At 69.8% G+C, this 25,840-nt stretch carries 32 protein-coding genes; 16 read left to right on the forward strand and 16 right to left on the reverse strand.

Features of this window, described 5'->3' with window-relative positions; translation table 11 throughout:
• Window positions 1–33 precede the first annotated feature (33 nt).
• The gene (locus BLT97_RS15580; protein WP_093610422.1) at window positions 34–1,212 is read right to left on the reverse strand and encodes an acyl-CoA dehydrogenase family protein; all 1,179 of its coding nucleotides are present in this window, start codon (window positions 1,210–1,212) and stop codon (window positions 34–36) included.
• A gap of 153 nt (window positions 1,213–1,365) precedes the next feature.
• On the opposite strand from BLT97_RS15580, the gene BLT97_RS15585 reads away from it, so the two are divergent.
• A complete protein-coding gene (locus tag BLT97_RS15585; RefSeq protein ID WP_093610424.1) occupies window positions 1,366–1,854 on the forward strand; it encodes a glutathione peroxidase in 489 nt (162 codons plus the stop codon).
• A 187-nt stretch (window positions 1,855–2,041) separates the two neighbouring features.
• Here BLT97_RS15585 and BLT97_RS15590 read toward each other — a convergent pair whose 3' ends face one another.
• Together BLT97_RS15590 and BLT97_RS15595 are read right to left on the reverse strand one after the other, a co-directional pair.
• The gene (locus BLT97_RS15590) at window positions 2,042–2,464 is read right to left on the reverse strand and encodes a hypothetical protein (protein ID WP_093610426.1); all 423 of its coding nucleotides are present in this window, start codon (window positions 2,462–2,464) and stop codon (window positions 2,042–2,044) included.
• Window positions 2,465–2,598: 134 nt separating this feature from the next.
• Complete coding sequence (locus tag BLT97_RS15595; RefSeq protein ID WP_143041336.1) at window positions 2,599–2,910, reverse strand: hypothetical protein; 312 nt, start codon at window positions 2,908–2,910, stop codon at window positions 2,599–2,601.
• A gap of 183 nt (window positions 2,911–3,093) precedes the next feature.
• Here BLT97_RS15595 and BLT97_RS15600 point away from each other — a divergent pair, with 183 nt between their 5' ends.
• The 3 genes from BLT97_RS15600 (at window position 3,094) to BLT97_RS39105 (ending at window position 4,794) form a co-directional block, all read left to right on the forward strand.
• The gene (locus BLT97_RS15600; protein WP_093610430.1) at window positions 3,094–3,387 is read left to right on the forward strand and encodes an HU family DNA-binding protein; all 294 of its coding nucleotides are present in this window, start codon (window positions 3,094–3,096) and stop codon (window positions 3,385–3,387) included.
• A 101-nt stretch (window positions 3,388–3,488) separates the two neighbouring features.
• Complete coding sequence (locus tag BLT97_RS15605) at window positions 3,489–4,022, forward strand: hypothetical protein (protein WP_093610432.1); 534 nt, start codon at window positions 3,489–3,491, stop codon at window positions 4,020–4,022.
• 499 nt (window positions 4,023–4,521) lie between these two features.
• Complete coding sequence (locus tag BLT97_RS39105) at window positions 4,522–4,794, forward strand: sigma factor-like helix-turn-helix DNA-binding protein (protein ID WP_425442715.1); 273 nt, start codon at window positions 4,522–4,524, stop codon at window positions 4,792–4,794.
• A gap of 141 nt (window positions 4,795–4,935) precedes the next feature.
• Here the strand turns inward: BLT97_RS39105 and BLT97_RS15610 are convergent, their stop codons facing one another.
• A complete protein-coding gene (locus tag BLT97_RS15610) occupies window positions 4,936–5,127 on the reverse strand; it encodes a DUF4177 domain-containing protein (RefSeq protein WP_093610434.1) in 192 nt (63 codons plus the stop codon).
• Between the two features lie 110 nt (window positions 5,128–5,237).
• Between BLT97_RS15610 and BLT97_RS15615 the strand changes: the two genes are divergently transcribed.
• Window positions 5,238–5,780 (forward strand): helix-hairpin-helix domain-containing protein, encoded by a 543-nt coding sequence (locus tag BLT97_RS15615; protein WP_093610436.1) that lies wholly within the window; start codon window positions 5,238–5,240, stop codon window positions 5,778–5,780.
• On the opposite strand, the gene BLT97_RS15620 is transcribed toward BLT97_RS15615, so the two are convergent.
• Window positions 5,764–6,459 carry a class I SAM-dependent methyltransferase gene (locus tag BLT97_RS15620; RefSeq protein ID WP_093610438.1) on the reverse strand — a complete coding sequence of 232 codons (696 nt, stop codon included), beginning with the start codon at window positions 6,457–6,459 and terminating at the stop codon, window positions 5,764–5,766. The two genes, BLT97_RS15615 and BLT97_RS15620, sit on opposite strands and share 17 nt — an antisense overlap.
• 98 nt (window positions 6,460–6,557) lie before the next feature.
• Window positions 6,558–7,784: an acyl-CoA dehydrogenase family protein gene (locus BLT97_RS15625; RefSeq protein ID WP_093610440.1), complete on the reverse strand. Its 1,227-nt coding sequence runs from the start codon at window positions 7,782–7,784 to the stop codon at window positions 6,558–6,560.
• Between the two features lie 171 nt (window positions 7,785–7,955).
• Here BLT97_RS15625 and BLT97_RS15630 point away from each other — a divergent pair, with 171 nt between their 5' ends.
• Window positions 7,956–8,600 (forward strand): TetR/AcrR family transcriptional regulator, encoded by a 645-nt coding sequence (locus BLT97_RS15630; RefSeq protein WP_093610442.1) that lies wholly within the window; start codon window positions 7,956–7,958, stop codon window positions 8,598–8,600.
• A 151-nt stretch (window positions 8,601–8,751) separates the two neighbouring features.
• On the opposite strand, the gene def is transcribed toward BLT97_RS15630, so the two are convergent.
• Window positions 8,752–9,324: a peptide deformylase gene (def, locus tag BLT97_RS15635; protein ID WP_093610444.1), complete on the reverse strand. Its 573-nt coding sequence runs from the start codon at window positions 9,322–9,324 to the stop codon at window positions 8,752–8,754.
• 157 nt (window positions 9,325–9,481) lie between these two features.
• On the opposite strand from def, the gene BLT97_RS15640 reads away from it, so the two are divergent.
• From BLT97_RS15640 to BLT97_RS15665, 7 genes are all read left to right on the forward strand, one after another.
• Window positions 9,482–10,738 (forward strand): Mur ligase family protein, encoded by a 1,257-nt coding sequence (locus BLT97_RS15640; RefSeq protein ID WP_093610446.1) that lies wholly within the window; start codon window positions 9,482–9,484, stop codon window positions 10,736–10,738.
• Window positions 10,739–10,777: 39 nt separating this feature from the next.
• Window positions 10,778–11,506, forward strand: a complete 729-nt coding sequence (locus BLT97_RS15645) for a type 1 glutamine amidotransferase (protein WP_093610448.1) — start codon at window positions 10,778–10,780, stop codon at window positions 11,504–11,506.
• A gap of 166 nt (window positions 11,507–11,672) precedes the next feature.
• Window positions 11,673–12,698, forward strand: a complete 1,026-nt coding sequence (locus tag BLT97_RS15650) for a 6-phosphofructokinase (protein WP_093610450.1) — start codon at window positions 11,673–11,675, stop codon at window positions 12,696–12,698.
• A gap of 99 nt (window positions 12,699–12,797) precedes the next feature.
• Window positions 12,798–13,748 (forward strand): cytochrome c oxidase assembly protein, encoded by a 951-nt coding sequence (locus BLT97_RS15655; RefSeq protein ID WP_093610452.1) that lies wholly within the window; start codon window positions 12,798–12,800, stop codon window positions 13,746–13,748.
• A 230-nt stretch (window positions 13,749–13,978) separates the two neighbouring features.
• Window positions 13,979–14,137, forward strand: coding sequence for a hypothetical protein (locus BLT97_RS37290; protein ID WP_107407020.1), 159 nt, complete (start codon window positions 13,979–13,981; stop codon window positions 14,135–14,137).
• 66 nt (window positions 14,138–14,203) lie between these two features.
• Complete coding sequence (locus BLT97_RS15660; protein WP_093610454.1) at window positions 14,204–14,548, forward strand: VOC family protein; 345 nt, start codon at window positions 14,204–14,206, stop codon at window positions 14,546–14,548.
• 75 nt (window positions 14,549–14,623) lie between these two features.
• Window positions 14,624–17,011, forward strand: a complete 2,388-nt coding sequence (locus BLT97_RS15665; RefSeq protein WP_093610456.1) for an ATP-binding cassette domain-containing protein — start codon at window positions 14,624–14,626, stop codon at window positions 17,009–17,011.
• A gap of 137 nt (window positions 17,012–17,148) precedes the next feature.
• Here BLT97_RS15665 and BLT97_RS15670 read toward each other — a convergent pair whose 3' ends face one another.
• Window positions 17,149–17,559, reverse strand: a complete 411-nt coding sequence (locus tag BLT97_RS15670; RefSeq protein WP_245769346.1) for an SSI family serine proteinase inhibitor — start codon at window positions 17,557–17,559, stop codon at window positions 17,149–17,151.
• A gap of 230 nt (window positions 17,560–17,789) precedes the next feature.
• Here BLT97_RS15670 and BLT97_RS15675 point away from each other — a divergent pair, with 230 nt between their 5' ends.
• Window positions 17,790–18,344, forward strand: a complete 555-nt coding sequence (locus BLT97_RS15675) for a cytochrome b (RefSeq protein ID WP_176953777.1) — start codon at window positions 17,790–17,792, stop codon at window positions 18,342–18,344.
• A 72-nt stretch (window positions 18,345–18,416) separates the two neighbouring features.
• Here the strand turns inward: BLT97_RS15675 and BLT97_RS15680 are convergent, their stop codons facing one another.
• Window positions 18,417–18,743 (reverse strand): plasmid stabilization protein, encoded by a 327-nt coding sequence (locus BLT97_RS15680; protein WP_093610460.1) that lies wholly within the window; start codon window positions 18,741–18,743, stop codon window positions 18,417–18,419.
• Window positions 18,744–18,919: 176 nt separating this feature from the next.
• Between BLT97_RS15680 and BLT97_RS15685 the strand changes: the two genes are divergently transcribed.
• Both BLT97_RS15685 and BLT97_RS15690 read left to right on the forward strand, forming a co-directional pair.
• Complete coding sequence (locus BLT97_RS15685; protein ID WP_093610462.1) at window positions 18,920–19,648, forward strand: lysophospholipid acyltransferase family protein; 729 nt, start codon at window positions 18,920–18,922, stop codon at window positions 19,646–19,648.
• Between the two features lie 83 nt (window positions 19,649–19,731).
• Window positions 19,732–20,217, forward strand: coding sequence for a YbaK/EbsC family protein (locus BLT97_RS15690; RefSeq protein ID WP_093610902.1), 486 nt, complete (start codon window positions 19,732–19,734; stop codon window positions 20,215–20,217).
• Between the two features lie 52 nt (window positions 20,218–20,269).
• Here the strand turns inward: BLT97_RS15690 and BLT97_RS15695 are convergent, their stop codons facing one another.
• From BLT97_RS15695 to BLT97_RS15725, 7 genes are all read right to left on the reverse strand, one after another.
• Window positions 20,270–21,106: an urease accessory protein UreD gene (locus tag BLT97_RS15695; protein ID WP_245769347.1), complete on the reverse strand. Its 837-nt coding sequence runs from the start codon at window positions 21,104–21,106 to the stop codon at window positions 20,270–20,272.
• A complete protein-coding gene (gene ureG, locus BLT97_RS15700; RefSeq protein WP_093610464.1) occupies window positions 21,103–21,789 on the reverse strand; it encodes an urease accessory protein UreG in 687 nt (228 codons plus the stop codon). The genes BLT97_RS15695 and ureG overlap by 4 nt, the downstream gene beginning before the upstream one ends.
• Before the next feature lie 35 nt (window positions 21,790–21,824).
• Window positions 21,825–22,499, reverse strand: a complete 675-nt coding sequence (locus tag BLT97_RS15705) for an urease accessory protein UreF (protein ID WP_093610466.1) — start codon at window positions 22,497–22,499, stop codon at window positions 21,825–21,827.
• Between the two features lie 38 nt (window positions 22,500–22,537).
• Window positions 22,538–24,259 carry an urease subunit alpha gene (locus tag BLT97_RS15710; RefSeq protein WP_093610468.1) on the reverse strand — a complete coding sequence of 574 codons (1,722 nt, stop codon included), beginning with the start codon at window positions 24,257–24,259 and terminating at the stop codon, window positions 22,538–22,540.
• A complete protein-coding gene (locus BLT97_RS15715) occupies window positions 24,252–24,563 on the reverse strand; it encodes an urease subunit beta (protein WP_093610470.1) in 312 nt (103 codons plus the stop codon). The genes BLT97_RS15710 and BLT97_RS15715 overlap by 8 nt, the downstream gene beginning before the upstream one ends.
• 14 nt (window positions 24,564–24,577) lie before the next feature.
• Window positions 24,578–24,880 (reverse strand): urease subunit gamma, encoded by a 303-nt coding sequence (locus tag BLT97_RS15720; protein WP_093610472.1) that lies wholly within the window; start codon window positions 24,878–24,880, stop codon window positions 24,578–24,580.
• 204 nt (window positions 24,881–25,084) lie between these two features.
• Window positions 25,085–25,702 (reverse strand): TetR/AcrR family transcriptional regulator, encoded by a 618-nt coding sequence (locus tag BLT97_RS15725; RefSeq protein ID WP_093610474.1) that lies wholly within the window; start codon window positions 25,700–25,702, stop codon window positions 25,085–25,087.
• Window positions 25,703–25,840 lie beyond the last annotated feature (138 nt).

Raw genomic sequence — 25,840 nt, forward strand, 5'->3', positions numbered from 1 at the left:
CTCACCGCACCGCCGCCTCACCACACGACGGGCTTACCGCCGCACGCGCGGCATCCCCAACCCGATCCAGGAAATGATCTCCCGCTGGATCTCGTTGTTCCCGCCGCCGAACGTGAAGATCACCGCGCTGCGGTAGCCGCGCTCCAGCTCCCCGTGCAGCACGGCCCCCGCCGACCCTTCCTTCAACGCCCCTGCCGCTCCCACGACTTCCATCAGCCAGGCGTACGCGTCCCTGCGCGCCTCGGACCCGTACACCTTCACGGCGGAGGCGTCCTGCGGGGTGAGCGTGCCGTTCTGCACGGCGTTCACCATCTGCCAGTTGAGCAGCTTCATCGCGTCGAGCTTGGTGTGCGTCTGTGCGAGCCGCTTGCGCACCCAGCCGAGGTCGAGCACGCGCCGGCCGTCGGCGAGCTTGGTCTCCTCGGCCCACTTCTGCACGTTGTGCAGCGCGCGGATCGCCATGGTGCCGTGCGCGGCCAGCGTCACGCGCTCGTGGTTGAGCTGGTTGGTGATGAGCCGCCAGCCCTTGTTCTCCTCACCGACCCGCCGGCTCACGGGCACCCGGATGTTCTCGTAGTAACTGGCCGTGGTGTCGTGCGAGGCAAGGGTGTTGATGATGGTGCAGCTGTAGCCGGGGTCACTCGTCGGCACGAGCAGCATGGTGATGCCCTTGTGCGGCGGAGCCTCCGGGTCGGTCCGCACCGCGAGCCACACCCAGTCCGCGGTGTCGCCGTTGGTGGTCCAGATCTTCTGCCCGTTGACGACGTACTCGTCCCCTTCCCTGACCGCCCTCGTCTTCAAGGCGGCCAGGTCGGTCCCCGCATCGGGTTCGCTGTAACCGATCGCGAAATCGATCTCGCCGGACAGGATCTTCGGCAGGAAGAAGGCCTTCTGCTCCTCCGTCCCGAACTGCATGATCGTCGGCCCGACGGTGTTGAGCGCCATGAGCGGCAGCGGCACACCGGCCTGCGCGGCCTCGTCGAAGAAGATGAACTGCTCCATGGGCGTCAGCCCGCGCCCGCCGTACTCCTCGGGCCACCCCACCCCGAGCCACCCGTCACTGCCGAGCCGCCGCACGGTCTCCCGGTAGAACCGCTTCTGGGCTGCCGGATCCTCGTAACGGGCGTACGCGTTGTCCGGCACCAGTTCGGCGAAGTACGCACGCAGCTCGGCGCGCAACTGCTGCTGCTCGGGCGTGTATTCGAGGTGCACGGCCCCTCCTGGATCTGGCTGAGCTTGCTGACGACCTTTGGCGGCGCACACAGTAGAACTTGTTCCAGTAATGCGGAAGACACGCGACACACGGGCTCACCGCACCGCGTGCATAGGATGCGACCGACGCACCCGCACGGACCTGGAGTAGCGATGACCCTGTACGACATCCCGCTGCGCACCCTCACCGGCACGGACACCTCACTCGCCGACCACAAGGGCAAGGCGATCCTGCTGGTCAACGTCGCCTCACGGTGCGGCCTGACCCCGCAGTACGAGGGCCTGGAACGCCTCCAGAAGCGCTACGCGGACCGCGGCTTCACGGTCATCGGCGCCCCCTGCAACCAGTTCGGCGCCCAGGAGCCGGGCACGGCGGAGGAAATCGAGACGTTCTGCTCGACGACCTACGGCGTCACGTTCCCGCTCCTGGAAAAGCTGGACGTGAACGGCCCGTCGCGCCACGCCCTGTACACGGAACTCACCAAGACGGCGGACGCGGAGGGCGAGTCCGGCGACGTCCAGTGGAACTTCGAGAAGTTCCTGATCAGCCCGTCCGGCGAAATCCTGGGCCGCTTCCGCCCGCGCACGGAGCCGGAGGCCGAGGACCTGGTGACGGCGATCGAGGCGGCACTGCCTGCCTGATCACAGCCAGCCGAAGGCGTCCACCCACCCGGGTCGGGCGCCTTCTTCATGCCCAGACTCCCCCGCCCTGGGAGCCGTTCCGCCGCACTGCGGAATGGCGGCGGGGACCCCGCGACGATCGCGCGGGGAGCACAGAGCGGCCCCGGTTCCCACCCCTCCTCGGGACCGGGGCCGCTCTCCGATCCGATCAGTCCCGAACGATCGGCCGCCCCGACGCCTCGGTCTGGAACGCACCGTTGCGCGATTGCCACGCGTTCGCCGCGTAGCTCCGCGCCGCAGCTTCCCAAGCCCGGTTGACACCCCACCGCTTCCGGCCGTCGACACAGGCCATCACGGCGTTACAGCGGTCGCAGATCAAGCCACGTACATACGACTCTTCCGAGTCCGCAAAGTGATCAATGATCAGACGCTTGCCGCCGGTCTCGCCTTCAGGCGTCGTCCGGTTCCTCGTTATCGGAAAGAAGGGGAACTTCAGCCCCGACAGCCTGCGGGAGATCCAGGAGGACCACGGCCTCTCGATCGGCTGCAAGGAACGGCCATCATCGTGCCGCGCAAGTGCCTGGTCGATACAGCGCAGCAGATCACCGACGTAGAGGGCGCCCGCTTGCATGCCCGCTGCCCTTGACGAAAAGGCGGGCCATGGGGTGCTCCCATGACGCCCCTGCGCACACAGACCATCGCCCAACTCGCGGGACCGCCCTAGGTCGTCATTGGACCGCGGGCGGTCCCGAAGTGCTCACGAAGTCACGGGTAGAGGGTGTAGACCGTGCAGTCCGCACAGCCCTTGTGCTGGGAAGCTTGGTAGTTCCCGGTGGAATTCTTGATGGTGGCCTTCGTGGGACTACTGATCCAGCTCTTCCACGTGCCATTCGTCTTGACTCGGACCCACGCGTACCCCGCACAGGAAGTGCCCGTCTTCTGGGTGTAGGCCAGCGTGTGGCTGCTGTAGGCCCAGTACTGGGTCACGACGCCGTTGCAGGTGCGCTTGATGGTCAGCTCCCCGGCCGACGCGGGTGCGGCGGCGAAGACCGTGGCGGCCAGCACAGCGGTAGTCAAGCCGGTCACGTACTTCAAACGGGTTCGAGTCATGGGGTCTCCAGGTGCCGCAGGACGGATTACGACGCCAACCTACGGTTCGGATCTTGACGAATCCTTGCAGATCGCTGAACGCCCTGCGCAGACCCCAACTCCCACGCACGAAACGGGAGTTGGAACGCTTCCCGATCAAGGAGTTCACCCATGAGTACCGCCAACAAGGCGATCAACACGACGGCCCTGGGCCGCGTCGTCTCCTCCGTGCTGAACGCCATCACGCGCACTGTGGCCGCGGGCCGGCCGGTGAGGATCACGCACTTCGGGACGTTCAAGCCCGTTGTCAGTGACGCTCGCCACGGCTGGAACCTCCACACCAAGGAGCGGATCAACGTCCCCGAGCGGCAGGGGCTGCGCTTCAAGCCGTCCCCGCAGTTCCTGGACGCTGTGCACGCCGGGGACCCGGAGGCTGCGGTCATCACGAAGCGCAGCCGCGGGTGAATGGCCGTCGGCGTCCGGGGCATGATGGGCGATCGATGCGGGCAGCTGCGCTCAACGCGGGTAGCGGCATCAATGTCAGTGCCGATCCATAACATCGCCGCATGTCTGATGCCTTCACCGTGCTGTGGACCCATGAGACCTGCCGCGCCCTGCGCAGGGAGGGCCGCGTAGGCGAACAGCCTCCTGTCGCCTTCAGCGGTGTCCACACCTCCCTGCCCGCCTGGTCCAGTGCCCGGCCCGGCGACGAGGTGTACGCGCTACACGTCAACCGCCGCGTCGCGTACGTCGTCAGCCACATGCGCATTCTCAGCATGGAGCGACAGCCGTGCTGTGGCACGCCGCCTGCGACATGGCAAGACCCCAAACACCCGGGCCATGACGCGTGGGAGATGCTCGGAGCCGATGGCTGCGGTGCCAGTCCCGTGCATGTGGAGGGGACCCCTGTGCGCTTCGACCAGCCGATACCTGGGGAGTTGTTGGAGCGGCTCACGTGGCGCAATCGCCGTGGGCAGACCCGCGTACTGAAGTACGTCCAGGATGGGCTGCTGGAGCGATCGATCAGCCTCCAGGGCTTCTATCGCCTGACTCCGGAATCCGCTGACGAACTAGCAGCCCTGGTCCACGCCAACGCGTAGTTCAACGCAGGAGCCCGTCCCATCTCAACCCTCGGTCACCGGCCGGGGGTTCTTCCATTTCCCGATCAAGGCGAAACGCCTATGTCCCTGTCCGACGCGGTGTTCGGGTATTGCCGCCCGTCCCACCGCGACGTGGTGACCCGCGGCGGGCTGCTCATCGAGCACGACATGTGGCTGCGCAGCTTGCGCTGCGAGGACTCGCCGACGGCGCGCCGACCATGCCGCCGCCCGAAGGCACCCGCTACGCCGTCGTGGTGCCCGAGGACGGCGAGGCGCTGCCGCTCGCGGACACGCCGTGCGCCGAGACCACTACCGCCCCGGCGGCTGGGCGTGGCCGCTGCGGATGCGGGGGTGAGCGATGGGCGCCCTCTGCAAGAGGAGACTGCATGACCTCAGTGACCCGCACGCTGGGCGCCTGTGCGGCGTGCACGGTGACCTCTTCTCCCACGCCTGCGTGCCCGCATGCCGGGGCCCGGTGCAGCACTCGGTGCTGACGCCCATGGAGCGGGGCACCTTGCAGGACGTCGCCGAGGGCTGGTCATTGCGGGAGATCGCCGAACGGCGCGGCATCCACGTCTCCACGGTGTGGCTGCGGACCAAGAGGGCGAGGGAGAAGTACGGCGTCCCCAACACAGGCCCCCGGCCACCACGCACTCAGACCGGTCAGCCCCAACTCCCCGCCCCCAGGCAACCGACAACGCCTCATCCACGTCTACCTGGACGCAGCAATACTCGAAGACCTCGCCAAGGCGATCGAGAGAGGTGGGGATGACGACGCCCACGCCGACCAATTGCCCCATCTGCAATGGTCCGATGCCCTGTCTGAAGCACTTCGCCGTTGTTGTGCGGCGGCAACGTCACGAGCCGTATCGGCGGCGGGGCGCCGCAGCGGCTCCGCCGACCGCCGGTCATCTCAGGCCGCGGGGCGCTTGACGAAGACCACGATCTCGATGGCCTGACCCGCACCCCAGCTCGGTGCCATCGTGCTCACGGCTTCCCAGCCCTCGCGGCCCAGTTCGTTCAGGTCCCGCTCGATCTGCTCGTAGTCGAATCCCTTCATGCCGAGCTTGTACTTCAGGACCTTGTGCTCCCACTGCGTTGCCATGCGCGCGGATTCTCCTCGGTGCCGGTCGGTTGTTCCCGCACGCTATCCGTGAGGGCCGTCAGCCCCGGTCTTGCCGCACTCCGCGTGTCCCGGCGTGCCAGACTCGGTCCATGACCACGCTCTCCCAGCTCCGCAAGGCCGCGCTCGGGCTTCCCGAGGTCGAGGAAGGCACCCATTTCGGGATGGTGGCCTTTTCCGTACGGGGGAAGGGGTTCGCCTCCGTCACCAAGGACGGGTGGGTTCAGCTGCAGATGGGCGGCGAAGGGGTCGACAAGGCCCTGGGTGCGCATCCACAGGGCGAGCGGCTCGAGCGGGCGGGGAAGGTCATCGGATTCCGGGTGCCGTTGAAGGCGATCAACGGCAAGGATCTCAACGAGCTCGTCTATGTGTCGTGGTCGCACCGCGCGCCCAAACGTCTGGCCGCCGCGCTCGCCGGTGCACAGAAAGCTGCTGCGGCGGGGCCCGTCGGCGACCTTCCCTCCGCCATCGGCAAGCCCGCGACCCGGGCCCTGCTCGGCGCAGGGATCGAGTCGCTTGAGCAGGTCGCCGGGCACTCCGAGGCCGAGTTGCTGGAGCTGCACGGCATGGGACCGAAGGCCGTACGGATTCTGCAGGAAGCGATGACGGAACGCGGTCTCACGTTCCGGTCGTAGCAGCGGCGTTCGGCTTGCGGAAGGTCAGGAAGGCCTGGTCCGTCCGCTCGGGGGAGGCACCTTCCGTCTCCGCCCGCCTGACCAGGCGCGCCCGCTCCTCGAAGCCGGCGCCGGACAGCAGGTCCGCCATGGCCTGCGGGGTGCGGCGGTGGAAGACCAGGTCGAAGGTGTGCCCCCAGGCCTCGGTCATATGGAGCGGTGCGTCGCCGATCTGGAAGCTCACGAGGAGCGGTGCGCCCGGCGTGAGGACGCGGTGGAACTCCGCGAAGACGCCCGGCAGATCGTCCCAGGGGACGTGGATCGTGGAGTACCAGGCGAGCAGCGCTCCGACGGACGCGTCCTCGAGGTCGAGGGCTGTCATCGAGCCCTCGATGAAGCGCAGGTCAGGGTTGTTCGCGCGGGCGATCGCCAGCATGCCTGGTGAGAGGTCGATGCCGAAGGCGTCCAGGCCCCGGGCCGCGAGGTACTCGGTGACGCGGCCCGTGCCGCAGCCCACGTCGGCCACCGGCCCGCGTCCGCGCGCGAGTTCGGCGAAGGCGTCGAGCATGGCGCGTTCGAAGGGATTCTTCGCCAGCTCACCCGCCCAGCGCCGGTGGCATTCGGCGGCGATGGTGTCGTACGAGGTCCTGGTGGCGGCGAGGTAGGAGGCGGAGTCGTATGAGGCGGTGACGTCGGTCATGGATGACGAGCCTATCGACCCGGGTGCCCTCGACCGGATCCGGTCGAGGGCGCCCGCCCCGCCTCACGACACACGCCCGTGCCGCAGGCGTTCGGACGTCAGCGGATCGGCATGCCCGACAGAGTCCGCGCGATGACCAGGCGCTGGATCTCGCTCGTGCCTTCGAAGATCGTGTAGATCGCCGCGTCCCTGTGCATGCGCTCCACCGGGTACTCGCGCGTGAAGCCGTTGCCGCCGAGGATCTGGATGGCCTGGGCCGTGACCTTCTTCGCGGTCTCGCTCGCGTAGAGCTTGGACATGGAGCCCTCGGCGTTCTCGAACTTCTTGCCCGTCGTGGCCATCCAGGAGGCACGCCAGACGAGCAGGCGCGCCGCGTCGATCTGGGTGCGCATGTCGGCGAGCTGGAAGGCGACGCCCTGGTTGTCGATGATCGGGCGGCCGAACTGCGAGCGGGTCTTGGCGTATTCGAGGGCCTCCTCGTACGCGGCGCGGGCCGTGCCGACCGCCATCGCGCCGACGGCCGGGCGGGAGGCCTCGAAGGTGGCCATCGCCGCGTTCTTCACGCGCTCGCCGCCCGTCTTGGCGCGCTCGCGGGCGCGGGCGAGGCGCTCGTCGAGCTTGTCCTTGCCGCCGAGGAGGCAGTGGCCGGGAACGCGGACGTTCTCCAGGACGACCTCGGCCGTGTGCGAGGCGCGGATGCCGTGCTTCTTGAACTTCTGCCCCTGGGACAGACCGGGGGTGTTCGGCGGCACGATGAACGAGGCGTGGCCCTTGGTGCCGAGCTCGGGGTCGACCACCGCGACCACGACGTGGACGTTGGCGATGCCGCCGTTGGTCGCCCAGGTCTTGGTGCCGTTGAGGACCCACTCGTCCTTGGCCTCGTCGTAGACGGCACGGGTGCGCATCGCGCCCACGTCGGAGCCTGCGTCGGGCTCGGAGGAGCAGAAGGCGGCGACCTTCACGTCGTTTGCGTCGCCGTACATCTGCGGGACCCAGGTGCCGATCTGCTCCTCGGTGCCGTTGGCGAGGACGCCGACCGCCGCGAGGCCCGTACCGACGATGGACAGGGCTATGCCCGCGTCGCCCCAGAAGAGCTCCTCCATCGTCATCGGGATGCCGAGCCCGGTCGGGTCGAAGAACTGCTGCGCGTAGAAGTCGAGCGAGTAGATGCCGAGCTTCGCGGCCTCCTGGATGACGGGCCAGGGCGTCTCCTCGCGCTCGTCCCACTCGGCGGCCGCGGGCCGGATCACGTCGGCGGCGAACCCGTGGAGCCAGTCCCTGACCTCCTTCTGCTCGTCGTTCAGCTCCATGGTGAACTCGGCCATGACCCCTCCAGCACTGCGCTGCCAAAGCTGCTTAGCTTGTTACTTGCGGTAACGAGAGTCTGTTACTCACGAGTAAGTGCTGTCAACTCCTGGCGGGCGGCTGGCTGCCGACAGGCCCGGGGGTGTTACGTTGCGCGTGCGTCACCGAATCTGCACGGGCGGGGAGTAACTATGGAGACCACTGGGCGGACCGAGCAAGAGCGGTCGGCCGACCGGCGCCGTCGGGAGCTGCTCGAGGCCGCGGACCGGGTGGTGCTGCGCGACGGCCCCGGCGCCTCCATGAACGCGATCGCCGCCGAGGCGGGCATCACCAAGCCCATTCTGTACCGGCACTTCGGCGACAAGGGCGGGCTGTACCGGGCGCTCGCCGTCCGGCACACGGACGCCCTGCTCGACGCCCTGCGGGCCGCGCTGGACGCCCCCGCGGAGCGCCGCGAGCGGGTCGAGGCGACGCTGGACACCTACCTCGCGGCGATCGAGGCGAACCCGCAGGTCTACCGCTTCCTCATGCACCCCGCCGAGGGCGCCTCGCAGGGTGAGGCCGGGTTCGATGTGGGCCTGCACTCCGCTCCCCTGCTGCGCCGGCTCGGCGAGGAGCTGGCCAAGGTCATCGAGGAGCGGGTCGACCTCGGCCCGGAGAGCGCTGAGCTCGCCCGGGTCTGGGGGCACGGAATCGTCGGCATGATGCATGCGGCCGGTGACTGGTGGCTGGGTGAACGGCCTTGCTCCCGGGCTCAGTTGGTGCGCAGCCTCGCGGATCTGCTGTGGGGACGGCTGGCGGCCGCGGGTGACCGCGTGGGCGGCCCGGGCTTCTGAGCGCGTGACGGTTCACGGTCTCTGAGCGCCCGTACGGTGACGGTCGCACCGTAGGCGAGGAGCAGCCCGTACGGTGACGGGCGCGCCGTAGGCGTAGGAGCAGGCCGTACGGTGACGGGGCCCGGTGCAAGCGCGGGAGCAGCCCGTACGGTTACGCGCGCTCCTCCGCCGCAGGACTCCACGCCTTCTTCCCCCACGGCGTCCTGCGCGCCGCCCGCAGCACACTCCCCCGCCGCCACCGGTCGAGGCGCTGCGGGTACACCATCCCGTCCAGGTGGTCGCACTCGTGCTGCAGACAGCGCGCGAAGAAGCCCGTGCCCTGGATGCGGACCTCCTCGCCGTGGCGGTCGACGCCCTCCACCACCGCGTAGTCGTGGCGCGGCGTGCCCGCTTCGAGGCCGGGCAGGGAGAGGCAGCCCTCGGGGCCGCGGACCGTGACGCCGCCCGTCTCGACGAGGCGCGGGTTGATCACATGGCCGAGGTGGCGGTTGTCCTCGTCGTCGGGGCAGTCGAAGACGAACACGCGCAGCCCGACGCCGATCTGGTTGGCCGCGAGCCCCACGCCGGGCGCCGCGTACATCGTGGCGAACATGTCCTCGATCAGCCGGTCGAGGCCGGGGCCGAACTCGGTGACCTCGGCGCACGGGGTGTGCAGGGCCTCCTCACCGAGCAGAGTCATCGGCCGTACGCGTCCCGAGCTGCCCGGGAGGGATCCATGTCGCATCCCGTAAGCGTACGTTTCGGGGAAACACCGGAATGTCAGCCACCACCTTTCGTTGCTGGTGGTGGCGCCGTGCGGGCCCGCCGAGGGATCTCGGTAGGCTGGCCCGGACCAGTGCCGAGGGCAGGCGCGGCGCCGGAAGCGTAGGAGGAGCGAGACCATGTCATCCCAGCCAGGACACCCGGGCAGCGCGGAGCCGCTGTCGCCCCGGTCGAAGCTCGCCGTGACGGCCGGCAAGGCGGCCGCGGCGGTGTCGCGGGCTGCGGGCCGTGGCAGCGGTTCGGTGATCGGCGGCCGGGTGGCGCTCAAGCTCGACCCCGATCTGCTGAGCCGCCTGGCCACCCACCTCGACGTGGTGCTGGTCTCGGCGACCAACGGCAAGACCACCACCACCCGGCTGATCGCCGAGGCGCTGCGCGCGGCCGGCCCCGTCGTGTCCAACGCGCTCGGTGCGAACATGCCCGCGGGTATCACCTCGGCGCTCGCCGGCGGCTCGGACGCCAAGTTCGGTGTGATCGAGGTGGACGAGAAGTACCTCGCGGGCGTCGCCCGCGATGTCTCGCCCAAGGCCATCGCCCTGCTGAACCTGTCGCGCGACCAGCTCGACCGCGCGGCCGAGACCCGCATGCTGGCCGAGAAGTGGCGCGAGGGCCTCTCCGGCTCGAAGGCCGTCGTGATCGCCAACGCCGACGACCCGCTGATCGTGTGGGCCGCCTCCTCCTCGCCGAACGTGGTCTGGGTCGCGGCCGGCCAGGAGTGGAAGGACGACGCCTGGTCGTGCCCCTCCTGCGGCGGTGTGATGCAGCGTCCGGGCGACGACTGGTTCTGCGCCGAGTGCGGTTTCCGCCGGCCGCAGCCCACCTGGGCCCTGTCCGGTGACTACGTGCTCGACCCGCACGGCTCCGCCTGGCCGATCCACCTCCAGCTGCCCGGCCGCGCCAACAAGGCGAACGCCGCCACCTCGGCCGCCGTCGCCGCCGTGTTCGGCGTCCCGCCGCAGGTGGCGCTCGAGCGGATGTACCAGGTCCAGGCTGTCGCCGGCCGCTACGACGTGGTCAACTTCCTCGGCCGCGACGTCCGGCTGCTCCTTGCGAAGAACCCCGCCGGCTGGCTCGAGACCTTCTCGCTGATCGACCCGCCGCCGACCCCGGTGATCCTCTCGGTGAACGCGCGGGGCGCCGACGGCACCGACACCTCCTGGCTGTGGGACGTGGACTACACGCGTCTGGCCGGCCACCCGATCTTCGTGATCGGCGACCGCCGTCTCGACCTCGCGGTCCGCCTCGAGGTCGCGGGCCTCGACTTCCGCGTCTGCGAGACGGTGGACGAGGCCGTGCAGATGGCGCCGCCCGGCCGGATCGAGCTGATCGCCAACTACACCGCCTTCCAGGACGTACGCCGCCGCGTCGGCAACTGACCCGCTCAGGACATAGAGGACTCAGAGGACTTAATCGACATGAGCGACAACAGCCTTCGCCTGGTGTGGGTCTACCCCGACCTGCTCTCCACTTACGGCGACCAGGGCAATGCCCTCGTCGTCGAGCGCCGTGCCCGGCAGCGCGGCCTCAACGTCGAGCGCTACGACGTGCGCAGCGACCAGGCTGTGCCCACCTCCGGCGACATCTACCTGATCGGCGGCGGCGAGGACCGGCCGCAGCGGCTCGCGGCCGAGCGGCTGCGCCGCGACGGCAACCTGCAGCGCGCCGCCTCCAACGGCGCGATCATCTTCTCGGTCTGCGCCGGCTACCAGATCCTCGGCCACGAGTTCATCAACGACCTCGGCCAGCGCGAGCCGGGCCTCGGCCTGCTCGACGTGATCTCCACGCGCGGCGAGGGCGAGCGCTGCGTCGGCGACGTGCTCGCCGACATCGACGCCCCGCTCGGCCTGCCGCAGCTGACAGGCTTCGAGAACCACCAGGGCATCACCCACCTCGGCCCGTCCGCGAAGCCTTTCGCGCACGTGCGCCTCGGCAAGGGCAACGGCACGGGTGACGGCACCGAGGGCGCGTACAACGACACCGTTTTCGGTACGTACATGCACGGACCCGTGCTCGCGCGCAACCCGCAGATCGCGGACCTGCTGCTCAAGCTGGCCCTCGACGTGAACGCGCTGCCGCCCACCGACGACCGCTGGTACGAGGCGCTGCGTGCCGAGCGGATCGCGGCGGCGACCCAGCCCGCGTAACAGGGCGATGCACCCTGCGTCACCAGGAGTTCGTTCGTAGGGAACTCCAACGTCCGCTTTGCGGACTCGATTCGGCCCCGTCACTTCGCACTAGTAGGGTGACGGGGTCTTGTCGTCCGGACAGCGTGGTCCGGTCATCCGCCCACGTTGCAAAGGTTCTTGGGCCATGCGTATTGGTGTCCTCACCTCCGGCGGCGACTGTCCCGGCCTGAACGCGGTGATCCGCTCGGTCGTGCACCGCGCCGTCGTCGACCATGGCGACGAGGTCATCGGCTTCCACGACGGGTGGAAGGGCCTCCTCGAGTGCGATTACCGCAAGCTCGACCTGGACGCCGTCAGCGGCATCCTCGCCCGCGGCGGCACCATCCTGGGCTCCTCGCGCGTGCGTCCCGAGCATCTGCGGGACGGTGTCGAGCGGGCCAAGGGCCACCTGGCCGACCTCGGTCTCGACGCCGTCATCCCCATCGGCGGCGAGGGCACGCTCAAGGCGGCCCGGCTGCTCTCCGACAACGGCCTGCCCATAGTGGGAGTGCCGAAGACGATCGACAACGACATCGCCGTCACGGATGTCACCTTCGGTTTCGACACGGCCGTCGGCGTCGCGACCGAGGCGCTCGACCGTCTCAAGACCACCGCCGAGTCGCACCAGCGCGTGCTGATCGTCGAGGTCATGGGCCGGCACACCGGCTGGATCGCGCTGAACTCCGGCATGGCGGCCGGCGCGCACGCCATCGTCGTGCCCGAGCGGCCCTTCGACATCGAGGAGTTGGCGGCCCGCGTCGGCGCGCGCTTCGAGGCCGGCAAGAAGTTCGCGATCGTGGTCGCCGCCGAAGGCGCCAAGCCCCGCCCGGGCACGATGGAGTTCGACGAGGGCGGCAAGGACATCTACGGCCACGAGCGCTTCGCCGGCATCGCGCGCCAGCTCTCCATCGAGCTGGAGCAGCGGCTCGGCAAGGAGGCGCGGCCCGTGATCCTCGGCCATGTGCAGCGCGGCGGTACGCCCACCGCGTACGACCGAGTGCTCGCCACCCGCTTCGGCTGGCACGCCGTGGAGGCCGTGCACCGCGGCGAGTTCGGGATGATGACGGCGCTGCAGGGCACCGACATCGTGATGGCGCCGCTCGCCCAGGCCGTCGAGACGCTGAAGACGGTGCCCGAGGAGCGGTACGCCGAGGCGGAGACCGTGCTCTGACGTCCGTCCCTTCGCAGAAGTGACCGCCCCCGGCCGCAGACGTGGCCGGGGGCGGTTCTACTCTGGTGCGGACAACGGGCACGAATCAGGAGTGAGCGGATGGACCACAGCGGACACGGCACGATGGTGGATCTGCCGCCGTTCACGCTGGGCAGAGGCCTCGAGCCGTCGTTCGACGCGTTCTTCCTCGTCGGCTGTCTGCTCGCGCTGCTCCTGTACGGGTACGGCGTGGTGCGTCTGATGCGGCGCGGGGACGCGTGGCCGGTCGGCCGGACCGTGTCCTTCGTGCTCGGCGTCCTGTCGATCGCCCTGGTCATGTGCACCAAGCTCAACGACTACGGCATGGTCATGTTCAGCGTGCACATGGTGCAGCACATGGTGATCAGCATGCTGTCGCCGATCCTGCTCCTGCTCGGTGCGCCGATCACGCTGGCGCTGCGCGCGCTGCCGACCGCCGGGCGGGGCCGCAAGGGTCCGCGCGAGCTGCTCCTGATGCTCCTGCACAGCCGCTACATGAAGGTGATCACGCACCCGGCGTTCACCATCCCGATGTTCATCGCGAGCCTCTACGCGCTGTACTTCACGCCGCTGTTCGACTTCCTGATGGAGTCCAAGCCGGGGCACATCGCGATGATGGTGCACTTCCTCGCCGTGGGCCTGGTGTTCTTCTGGCCGATCATGGGTGTGGACCCGGGCCCGCACCGGCCGGGCTATGTGATGCGGATGCTGGAGCTGTTCGCGGGCATGCCTTTCCACGCCTTCTTCGGCATCGCGCTGATGATGGCCTCGGAGCCGATGATCGGCACGTACATGAACCCGCCGGCCTCGCTCGGCATCGACGCGCTCGCCGACCAGCAGGCGGGCGGCGGCATCGCCTGGGCGTTCAGCGAGATCCCCTCGGTCGTGGTCCTGGTGGCCCTGATGTTCCAGTGGCGCAAGTCCGAGGAGCGCGAGGCCAAGCGCAAGGACCGGGCCGCGGACCGCGACGGGGACAAGGAGCTGGAGGCGTACAACGCGTATCTGGCCTCGCTCAACGCGCGCAGCCAGTAGTCCCGGAAAGTTTTCCGCAGCGCGGGAACTCCTCCCCCGCGCCACCCGTTGAACCCTGTGAAGCCCCGCAGCGTCCCCCGTCTGCGGGGCTTCACCAGTTGCCGGGACCTTGGTCGTACGGGTGGGCCGATCTTCGCCGAATGCTGGCGGGAACCGCCCCCGACGAGGGACGATGGCAGCGGACAGGCAGTCCGGACGGGTGTCCGGCCTGGCGTGAGGAGGGTGTCGCGATGCCCGGAACCACGAAGGCGATGGGAGTAATCACCGTCGGCGCGCTCGTCAGCGTGACGGCGTACACGGTGGCGCTCGGCAGCAACGGCTGGCTGTGGTTCGGCTGGGTCGTGCTGGGCCTCATCACCTTGGCCATGGTGATGTCGCGCAACGCCTGAGCCCGCGCAGCAGTCGGTCAGGATTCGAGAAGCCGCAGGCCCGGGGCCGCGGCTAGCGTCGACATCATGACCACTCAAGGAATCACCACCGTCCTGCACCCCGTCGCCGACCTCGCCAAGGCCAAGGAGGTCTACACCGCGCTGCTCGGTGTGGCACCGGTCGTCGACGAGCCCTACTACGTCGGATACGAGGCCGGCGGCCAGCACATCGGCCTGGTTCCGGGCGGCGGCCCGCAGGGCATGACCTCGCCTGTCGCGTACTGGAAGGTGGCCGACCTCTCGGCCAAGCTCGCCGAGCTGACCGCCGCCGGAGCGAGCGTCTCGGAAGAGCCGCACGAGGTCGGAGGCGGACGTATTGTTGCCGCCGTGACCGACGTCGACGGGAATGTGCTCGGTCTCCTTCAGGACTGACGGACACCACACACGCCCAGGCGACCACGACGGACCGTGCCAGCGGTCCGCCCGGAAGATGGAGAACGAGCAGACATGGCCACGCGGAAGAAGGCGCAGTCGCCCGCGGTGCACGCCGCCGACACCCACGACATGATCCGGGTGCACGGTGCGCGTGAGAACAACCTCAAGGACGTCAGCATCGAGATTCCCAAGCGCCGGCTCACGGTGTTCACCGGCGTCTCCGGTTCCGGGAAGTCCTCTCTCGTCTTCGACACCATCGCCGCCGAGTCCCAGCGGCTGATCAACGAGACGTACAGCGCCTTCGTGCAGGGCTTCATGCCCGCGATGGCGCGCCCCGAGGTGGACGTGCTCGACGGTCTGACCACCGTCATCAGCGTCGACCAGCAGCGCATGGGCTCCGACCCGCGCTCCACCGTGGGCACGGCCACCGATGCCAACGCGATGCTGCGGATCCTGTTCAGCCGGCTCGGCAAGCCCTACTTCGGGCCGCCCGGAGCGTTCTCGTTCAACGTCGCATCGGTCTCGGCGACCGGCGGTTTCACCGTCGAGCGCGGTGCGGAGAAGACGAAGACGGAGAAGGTGTCGTTCAACCGCACCGGCGGGATGTGCGTGCGCTGCGAGGGCCGCGGCACCGTCTCCGACATCGACCTCGCGCAGCTCTTCGACGACAGCAAGTCGCTCAACGAGGACCCCTTCACCATCCCCACCTACACCGGGGACGGCTGGGTCGTACGGATCATCCGCGAGTCCGGGTTCTTCGACCCTGACAAGCCGATCCGCCGGTACACGAAGAAGGAGCGGCACGACTTCCTGTACCGCGAGCCCGTCAAGGTCAAGATCAACGGCGTCAACCTCACGTACGAGGGTCTGATCCCGAAGATCCAGAAGTCCTTCCTGTCGAAGGACCGCGAGTCCATGCAGCCGCACATCCGGGCCTTCGTGGACCGTGCGGTCACCTTCCAGGTCTGCCCGGACTGCGACGGCACCCGGCTCACCGAGGGCGCGCGCTCCTCGAAGATCAAGGGCATCTCGATCGCGGACGCCTGCGACATGGAGATCCGCGACCTCGCGGAGTGGGTGCGGGGGCTGAAGGAGCCGTCGATCGCGCCGCTGATCGACGCCCTCCAGCAGGCGCTCGACTCCTTCGTGGAGATCGGCCTCGGCTATCTCTCGCTGAACCGTCCGGCGGGCACGCTGTCGGGCGGTGAGGCGCAGCGCGTGAAGATGATCCGCCATCTCGGGTCCTCGCTCACCGACGTCACGTACGTCTTCGACGAGCCGACCATCGGTCTGCACCCGCACGACATCCAGCGGATGAACAACCTGCTCCTGCGTCTGCGCGACAAGGGCAACACGGTCCTGGTCGTGGAGCACAAGCCCGAGGCCATCGCGATCGCCGACCACGTGGTGGACCTCGGTCCCGGCGCCGGCACGGGCGGCGGCACGGTCTGCTTCGAGGGCGACATCGAGGGGCTGCGCGCCAGCGACACCGTCACGGGCCGGCACCTGGACGACCGTACGACCGTGAAGGACACGGTCCGCCAGCCGACCGGCACGCTGGAGATCCGCGGCGCGGACGCGAACAACCTGCAGAACGTCGACGTGGACATCCCGCTCGGTGTGCTCACCGTGGTCACGGGTGTGGCGGGCTCCGGCAAGAGCTCGCTGATCCACAGCTCGATCCCGGCCGACGAAGGCGTGGTCTCCGTCGACCAGAGCGCGATCCGCGGCTCGCGGCGCAGCAACCCGGCCACGTACACGGGGCTGCTCGAGCCGGTCCGCAAGGCGTTCGCCAAGGCCAACGGGGTCAAGCCGGCCCTGTTCAGCGCCAACTCCGAGGGCGCCTGCCCGACGTGCAACGGCGCCGGGGTGATCTACACGGACCTCGCGATGATGGCCGGTGTCTCGACCACCTGCGAGGACTGCGAGGGCAAGCGGTTCCAGGCCTCCGTCCTGGAGTACAAGCTGGGCGGCAAGGACATCAGCGAGGTGCTCGCGATGCCCGTGTCCGAGGCCGAGAAGTACTTCGCCGAGGGCGAGGCGAAGATCCCGGCCGCGCTGAAGATCGTGCAGCGCCTGGAGGACGTCGGCCTCGGCTACATCACGCTGGGGCAGCCGCTCACCACGCTGTCCGGCGGTGAGCGCCAGCGCCTGAAGCTCGCCACGCACATGGGCGACAAGGGCGGTGTCTACGTGCTCGACGAGCCGACGACCGGTCTGCACCTCGCGGACGTGGAACAGCTGCTCGGGCTGCTCGACCGCCTGGTGGACGCCGGCAAGACGGTCATCGTCATCGAGCACCACCAGGCCGTGATGGCCCACGCCGACTGGATCATCGACCTCGGCCCGGGCGCGGGCCACGACGGCGGCAAGATCGTCTTCGAGGGCACGCCCGCCGACCTGGTCAAGAAGAAGTCGACGCTGACGGGTGAGCACCTGGCGGCGTACGTCGGGGTCTGACCTGCGGTGACATGAGGACGGGGTGGGGCCGGTGGGCTCCTCCCCGTCGTCGTGTCCCCCGGGTGCGGTGCCGCGCGACCTGGATCTGGAGGTGGTGCCGCGCGACCTGGTCACGAGGCGGTGCCGCGCGACCTGGGTCAGAAGTCGAAGACCGGGTCGGTCGCGGCGTGGCGCAGGCAGTCGTTCGCGTAGGTCTCGTGCCACGCGATGTCCTGGCCGTGGTGCGTGCCGGCGGCCGTCACGGTCACCGGGTCGTACTCCTTGGTGCACAACGGGTCCGTGCCGGGCAGCTGGTCGAGGTCCCCGTCCACCGCGTCGAGCGCGGCGCAGGCCTCGGCCGCGTGCGGGTGGTGACCGGCCGGCTCGGGCGTGCACATCAGCTTGAGGCCGCGGATCCAGGTGTGGTCGGAGCCGGACACCGTGAGGAAGACGCCGGGGCGCGGCGCGGGGTCCGGGTCGTCCGCGGACGCGTACGCGTACGCGGGGGCGGTGCCGGTGGTGGTGGCCAGTGCGGCGGCCAGGGTGACCAGTGCGGCGTGGGGACGCATCGAACCTCCGGGGCGGGGGAAGGCTTGGGGGATCGTCCGGCTCCTCGGGGATCTCCGGACTCCCCGCCAGCGCACCCGAAGTGCGCGGCCGGGCCAAGCGTCCGCGCCGTGGGGTCCTCCGGATGGGGCGGAACGAGGACGGTGTCCCCCCGATGTGGCGGCACGCAGCCGGTGCCCTCCGGCGAGGGCGGAACGAGACGGATGCTCGATCTCGATCGGGAGGGGTACGGGTGCTCCGCAACGGTCCGCACGGCTACGGCACGGTCACCAAGACCCTGCACTGGCTGGTGTTCGCCGCGCTCGCGGTGCAGTTCGCCCTCGGTTACGTGATGGACCCGGACGACTCCGGGCAGGGCCGTGGCCGCGGCCGGGGTCGCGGCGCGGGCTCAGGACACGGCCGCGGGCGCGGGCGCGGCGGCGAGGACGGCTATGAGGTCTTCGGCGACGACCGGCTGCTGACCCTGCACGTGGTGCTGGGGGTGGCCATTCTCGTGCTGGCCGCGCTGCGTCTCCTGTGGCGGGTCTCCACCCCGCTGCCGCCCTGGGCGCCGACGCTGCGTTCGTACGAGCGTGTCCTGGCCACATGGACGGAGCGGGCGCTGCATCTGCTCAGCTTCGCCATCCCGGCGACCGGGCTGTGGCTGGTGCTCGCCGGGGACGACGACGCGGTGGGCCCGCACGTGGCCGCGCACGCCGCGTTCTTCCTCGCGCTCGCGGTCCATCTGGGGCTGGTGCTCAAGCATCAACTGGTCGACCGCGACCGGCTGGTGAAGCGCATGCTGTGACGGCGGCCTTCGTGGCGTGCGGGGCCACGCGAAGAGGCTTCGTGCGGGGGGCCTGCGTGAAGGGCGGGCCCGCTACTTGCCCACCGCCTTGCGCAGTTGCTCCTTGTTCATCGACGAGCGGCCCTCGATGTTCTTCTTCTTGGCCTCTTCGTAGAGCTGGTCACGCGTCGGGCCCTTCGAGCCCTGGTGGGAGCGCTGGCCGCCGCGCTGCGAGGCCGACTTGGGGTCCTTCGTCGACGTGGAACTCGCCTGCTTCGACTCGCCGGAGCGGGCCCGCTCCTTGTTGACCGTCCGCGCGGCGATCTCCTTCGCCCGGGACTTGGATGCGCCGCGGTCCTCGGCGCTCTCCTTGATGTGCTCGTACTGGCGCTCGCGCTTCTTGCTCGATCCGGCGGGCATCGTCGGCTCCTTTCCTCACGCCGGCGCTCGGGCCGGCCGACCTCGGCGGACGGATCCCGCGTACCCCTGCCGAGGACGCTTACGCACCACTGCGGCGGGATCTACACTGTGTCGGCTCGGGGCCACCGCACCAGCACGTACAGCGCCGCCGACCATCGAAACGGGGAGCAACCGCCATGTTCTATTACGTCCTCAAGTACGTGCTCCTCGGCCCGCTGCTGCGGTTGTTGTTCCGGCCCCGTATCGAGGGTCTCGAGCACGTCCCGGACACCGGCGCAGCCATCGTGGCGGGCAATCACCTCTCATTCTCCGACCATTTCCTCATGCCCGCGATCCTGAAGCGCCGGATCACCTTCCTCGCGAAGGCGGAATACTTCACGGGGCCGGGGCTCAAGGGCCGACTGACCGCCTTCTTCTTCCGCAGCGCGGGACAGATTCCGGTGGACCGGTCGGGCAAGGAGGCCGGGCAGGCGGCGATCCGCGAAGGGCTCGGCGTCCTGAACAAGGGCGAGCTCCTCGGCATCTACCCGGAGGGCACGCGCTCGCACGACGGACGGCTCTACAAGGGCAAGGTCGGCGTCGCCGCGATGGCGCTCAAGGCCGGCGTGCCGGTGGTGCCGTGCGCGATGATCGGGACGTTCGAGGCGCAGCCGCCCGGCCAGAAGATCCCCAGTCTGCGGCCCATCACGATTCGCTTCGGCGAGGCGCTGGACTTCTCCCGTTACGAGGGGATGGAGAACGAGAAGGCGGCACTGCGCGCGGTGACCGACGAAATCATGTACTCCATCCTCGAGTTGTCCGGTCAGGAATACGTCGACCGGTACGCGTCGGTCGTGAAGGCGGAGGAGCAGGAGGCGGCCAAGGCCGAGAAGAAGGGCCAGAAGGAGAAGAAGGGCCTGAATTAGCCGCCGCGGCTACGTTTCCGCCGCGCCCCGGCGTGCGTATTAGGGTGATCCCCTGACGACGGACCAGGCGAGTGGGGGCGTACGTGGCGGAGCATGAGCAGTACACCAAGCTGATCGGACTGCTCGACGAGCGGGGCGCGCGGTACCGGGTGATCGAGCATGAGCCGGAGGGCGCCACGGAGGCCGTGAGCGCGCTGCGTGGCAACACGCTCGCGCAGGCCGCCAAGTGCATCGTCGTCATGGTCAAGGTGACGAAGAAGACCAAGGCCTATGTGCTCGCCGTGGTGCCCGGTGACCGGCGGGTGGACCTCGGCGCCGTGAAGGCGCTGCTCGGCGGGGTGTACGCCGGGTTCGCGGACACCGAGGCGGCCGAGCGGCTGGCCGGCAGTGTCAGCGGGACCATCCTGCCGTTCTCGTTCGATCCGGAGCTCCAACTCGTCGTCGACCCCGCACTGTTGGAGCAGGACGAACTGTTCTTCAACGCGGCGCGGCTCGACCGGTCGCTCGCGCTGCGCACCGCCGACTATGTGGCGATCGCGGAGCCGCGGACGGCGCCCATCGCCGGCTGAGCCTGCGGAGCCCGGGGGCACGGGGGCACGGGGCACGGAGTGCGGCCGGGGCTCACGCCAAGAGCTCGGTCATGGCTTCGTCCAGGAGCTTCCGTACGGACAGGGCGTCCGGCGCCACGGCGGTGACCAGCGCGGCCGGTCCGGCCAGCGGCGTCACGGAGGCGTGGTCGGCGAGCATCCGCGGCTGTACGGGGGCGTCCGCGAACTCCGGCCGTACGACGAGGAGTTGACCGAGGGCGCGCAGTCCGGCGAGGACGGCCGGTCCGTCCCAGCCCGCCGGAGCGCCCGGGCCGCAGCACAGCTCCTGGTCCAGGAGCAGCCGGCCCGCGCAGCGCACCCGCAGGCGGCTGGTGAGGCGGCCCGGGGGTTCCCCGGTGCGGCCGAGCACCTGCTCCTCGCGCAGCACCAGGACTCCGCCCTCGGCCACCTCGGCATCCGTGGTCACGTGCAGGTCGCTGCCCGCCGCGCTGATCAGCTGTTCCGGCAGCCAGTGCACGGCGGCACCGCGGCCGACCGTCAACCGGACGTCGTAGAAGGCGGGTTGCCCGTGCTGGCCGGGGAGCGCGATCGTGGCGGCGGTCGAGGTCAGGCGGAGACGGGCGCCCGCCTCCGCCTCGGCGTGCACGGCGAGCCGGTCGCCGCCCAGCGGCGCGCTCATCGCACCGACGAGGGCGGCACGTGCCTCGGCGCCCACGGCGCGCAACCGCCGTACCGCCAGCGGACCTTCACCCTCCAGAACGGGCAGCACCGTGGCGCCTGCCGCGTCCCGCCGGGCGGTGATTCGGGCCGTGGCCTCGATGCCGGTGGGTACGAGGTCCGCAGCGGCAGGGGCGGGCGCGGGCCGGGACAGCAGCGGAACTGCCTCCTCCCGCAACACCTCCGTCATCATGCCGCGGTCCACGCCGCGAGGCGGCCGCGCACCCAGTCCGCGACCTCCGCCACGCCCGCGTCGGAGCGCAACGACTGGAAGACGACGGGCAGTTCGTGCCGCTGCTCCTTGGCGTCCCGCGCCATGCGGTCCAGGTCGGAGCCTACGTGCGGCGCCAGGTCCGTCTTGTTGACCACGAGCAGGTCGGCGGTGGTGACGCCGGGGCCGCCCTTGCGCGGGATGTCGTCGCCGCCCGCCACGTCGATCACGAAGATCTGGGCGTCGACCAGGCCCTTCGAGAAGGTCGCGGTGAGGTTGTCGCCGCCGGACTCCACGAGGACGAGCTGCAGCGGGCCGATCGCGTCCTCCAGGTCTTCCACGGCTTCGAGGTTGGCGGAGATGTCGTCGCGGATCGCGGTGTGCGGGCAGGCGCCGGTCTCGACCGCCGCGATCCGCTCCGGCGGCAGGACGGCCTCGCGCAGCAGGAAGTCGGCGTCCTCGCGCGTGTAGATGTCGTTGGTGACGACGGCCAGCGAGACGGTGTCGCGCAGGGCGCGGCACAGGGCGGCGACGGTCGCGGTCTTGCCGGAGCCGACCGGCCCGCCGAGCCCGATCCGCAGGGCGCGGCGGGTGCCGTCCGCGCGCACGGGCTCGGCGCTGTGCGTATGACGTTCGGGGAAGGTGGTCGCGTGGTCGAGGTGCATCGGTCGGCTCCCTTGCGGTGCGGGGTCGTCGGGCGTTACGAGGCGAAGAGGCGTACCGGCCAGGCGGCGTGAGCCTCGGCGCCGATTTCGAGGAGCGGCGCGGCGGCGCGGGGCAGGGCGTCGACGCCCTCGTCCGGCACGCGGCGGGCCGCCGCCACCGCGGACCGGACGGTCTCGTCCATCGCGGGCGCGAGCCGGGCCAGGACCGCGGTGGCCTGGAACGGATCAAGCCCGAGCAGCCGTACGGTCGCGGTCGCGGGACCGCTCACGCTCTCGTACACGGCGCAGTACGCCGCGTCCTCGGGTCCGAGCCCCGCCGCGCGTGCGGTGAGGCCGAGGACCACGGGCTGGTGGGCGCCGCGCGGGCGGGCGGCGGCGAGCGCGGCGAGTTCGGGCGAGGGCCAGGTGGCGCGGGCGGCCCGCAGGAGCTGCCGGCCGAGCTTGCGGCCCGCCGCGCGCAAAGCAGCCGAAGGCGTGCGGGCGTCCGCCGCCTCGTCCAGCGCGAGCGGGTCGGTGCCGAGCGCGGCCGCGGCGGCGAGTCCCGCCGCGACCAGGCCCGTGGTGTGCAGCCGCCCGCGGCAGAACCGCTCGAGCGACTCCGCGTCCGTGATCCGGCCCGCCTTCACCGCCTCCTCTGCCCCTCCGGAGTGGGCGTGGCCGCCCGCGGGGAAGCGCCCGTCGGCGAGGACGAGCAAGGCGGCTCTGCTCATGGACGTGACTCCTCGTGATTGCACTGCGGTCAGAGCGGTCAGAACAGGAAGTACCGCTGTGCCATGGGCAGTTCGGTGGCCGGATCCGACTCCACGAGCTCACCGTCGATCGTGACGGCGAAGCTGTCCGGGTCGACGCGGACGTCGGGACGTGCGTCGTTCTGCCGCATGTCCGCCTTGGTGACCCGGCGCGTGGAGCCGATGGCCGTGAACCGCTTGTCCAGGCCGAGCCGTTCGGGCAGTCCCTCGTCGAGCGCGGCCTGCGCCACGAAGTTGAACGAGCCCGCACCGGGCGCCTTGCCGAGTGCCCCGAACATCGGCCGGGGAAGCACCGGCTGCGGGGTGGGGATGGAGGCGTTGGAGTCCCCCATCTGCGCGTACGCGATCTGCCCGCCCTTGATGACGAGTTGGGGCTTCACACCGAAGAACGCCGGGTCCCACAGGACCAGGTCCGCCAGCTTGCCGTCCTCCACGGACCCGATCTCGTGGTCGAGACCCTGGGCCACGGCGGGGTTGATCGTGTATTTGGCGACATAGCGACGTGCCCGGAGGTTGTCGGCGCGGGTGTCCCCGGGCAGGAAGCCGCGCCGCTTCTTCATGACGTGGGCCGTCTGCCAGGTGCGCAGCACGACCTCCCCGATGCGGCCCATGGCCTGCGAGTCCGAGGAGATGATCGAGATCGCGCCGAGGTCGTGCAGGATGTCCTCGGCCGCGATGGTGGACGGTCTGATGCGGGACTCGGCGAAGGCGAGGTCCTCGGGGACGGCCGGGTTGAGGTGGTGGCAGACCATCAGCATGTCGAGGTGTTCCTCGACGGTGTTGACGGTGTGCGGCCGGGTCGGATTCGTGGAGCTGGGCAGCACGTTGGGCTCGGAGACCACGGTGATGATGTCGGGTGCGTGCCCGCCGCCCGCACCCTCCGTGTGGTAGGCGTGGATGGACCGGCCCGCGATCGCGGCGAGCGTGTCGGCCACGAAGCCCGCTTCGTTCAACGTGTCGGTGTGGATGGCGAGTTGCGCGCCCGTCTCCTCGCAGACCGACAGGCAGGCGTCGATGACGGCCGGGGTCGCCCCCCAGTCCTCGTGGATCTTGAATCCCAGTGCTCCGCCGCGCAGTTGGGCGTGCATGGCCTCGCGGGACATCGTGTTGCCCTTGCCGAGCAGGCCGATGTTGAGCGGGGTGGAGTCGAGGGCCTGGAACATCCGCTCCAGGTGCCAGGAACCGGGCGTGATGGTGGTGGCCTTGGAGCCCTCGGCCGGTCCGGTGCCGCCGCCGACCAGGGTGGTGATACCGCTCGCGAGCGCGGAGTCGAACAGGGTCGGCGAGATGAAGTGCACGTGGGCGTCGATGGCGCCCGCGGTGACGATCTTCCCGTTGCCCGCGATGATCTCGGTCTCGGGTCCGATCACGAGGTCCGGGTGCACCCCGTCCATCGTGTCCGGGTTGCCGGCCTTGCCGATGCCGGTGATCCGGCCGTCCCGTATGCCGATGTCGGCCTTGACGATGCCCCAGTGGTCGAGGATCACCGCACCGGTGATCACGGTGTCGGGAGCGCCTTCGGCGCGCGTCACGCGCGACTGGCCCATGGACTCGCGGATGACCTTGCCGCCGCCGAACACCGCCTCGTCACCGGCGCGTCCGGGTCCGCCCGCGCGGTCCTCCTCGATCTCGATCAGGAGGTCGGTGTCGGCGAGGCGGATGCGGTCGCCGGCCGTGGGGCCGAAGAGATCGGCGTAGGCGGCACGTGTCAGTTCAGGCATCGAGCGCTCCCGCCGTCTCGCCGCGCAGGCCGGGCACCTGCCGCAGGCCCTTCAGGGGTACGAGTTCCACCTCGGCCGGGATGCCCGGCTCGAAGCGCACCGCCGTGCCCGCGGCGATGTGCAGGCGCCTGCCGTGCGCGGCCGTACGGTCGAACTCCAGGCCGGGGTTGGCCTCGGCGAAGTGGTAGTGGGAGCCGACCTGGACCGGGCGGTCGGCGGCGTTGAGCACGGTGAGCCGGGTGACGTCGAGACCTTCGTTGAGGGCCACGGTGTCGTCGGCGTACAGGATCTCTCCGGGGATCATGGCAGGACTCCCCGTCAGACGATCGGCTCGTGCACGGTGACCAGCTTCGTCCCGTCCGGGAACGTGGCCTCGACCTGGACGTCGTGGATCATCTCCGGGACGCCTTCCATGACGTCGTCCCGCGTGAGGACCTTGCGGCCCGAACGCATCAGCTCCGCCACCGACTTGCCGTCACGGGCGCCCTCCAGGACATGCGAGGTGATGAGGGCGACGCTCTCGGGGTGGTTCAGCTTCACACCGCGCTCGCGGCGCCTGGCCGCCACGTCGGCGGCCACATGGATGAGCAGCCGTTCCTGTTCGTGCGGGGTCAGTTGCACGCGTGCACCTCACTGTCCTCGTCGTCCGCCCTGGCGGGGGTGGGCGGCAGCCGGAAACGCCGGGCCGGTACGGCGAGTTGACGCGCGCCAAGATCACCGAAGCCGGACGCTCCGGACCCTAGCCGCCTTCAACACTTTGTTGACCTGGGCTTTTCCGCTCCGCGGGAAGAGATTGCACGCTAATGCCGAAGTTTTTCCTCCGCGTTAACTGGCGTTGGGAACCTCCATACGCATCACGGCCGCGAGCCCTTCCTGAAGCTGCTCGATCCGCAAGTCGCCGAAGAGGGCCTGCTGGGCGATGAAGCCCATGGCGCAGCCCATCAGCGTGCGCGCCACGAACTCGGGCTCGGCGTCGTCGGGCAGGATGCCCTGCCGCTGGTACTCCTTGACCACTCTGGTCCAGCCCGCACGCATCGCCGAGACCGCTTCCCAGATCTTGGGGCGCAACTCCTCGTTGCGCGTGGCCTCGCCCCAGACCTGGAGCACGAGCCGGCCGAACTCCTGCTCCGTCTCGAACCCCGTACCGGCGAAGCACCTGCGCAGCACGAAGGCGAGGAGCTCATCGGGCAGCGGCGGCGGATTCTGGCCGGCCGCCTCGTCGAAGGCTCCCCTGATGACTCCGAAGGCCTCCTCGACGATCGCATCGATCAGCGCTTCCTTGCCGCTGAAGTACCGGTACACGGCACCGGCGGACAGGCCGACCTCCTTCAGGACGTCTTGCATCGACGTGGCGTGGAAGCCGTTACGGGCGAAGCAGCGGCGCGCACCGACCATGATCTGGCGGCGGCGGGCGTCGAGGTGTTCCTGGGATACGCGGGCCATGGCCTCAACGTAGAACGAACATTCCTTCTTGACAAGCGGCGGGGGCAGCGGGACAGTGATGCCACAACGAAAAACGAACGATCCTTCTTTTTAAATCGGCGCCTGCCGAGGCGCCCCTCCCGACTCCAGACGAGGAGC

The sequence above is a fragment of the Streptomyces indicus genome (assembly GCF_900100315.1).
Classification (GTDB): Bacteria; Actinomycetota; Actinomycetes; order Streptomycetales; family Streptomycetaceae; genus Streptomyces; species Streptomyces indicus.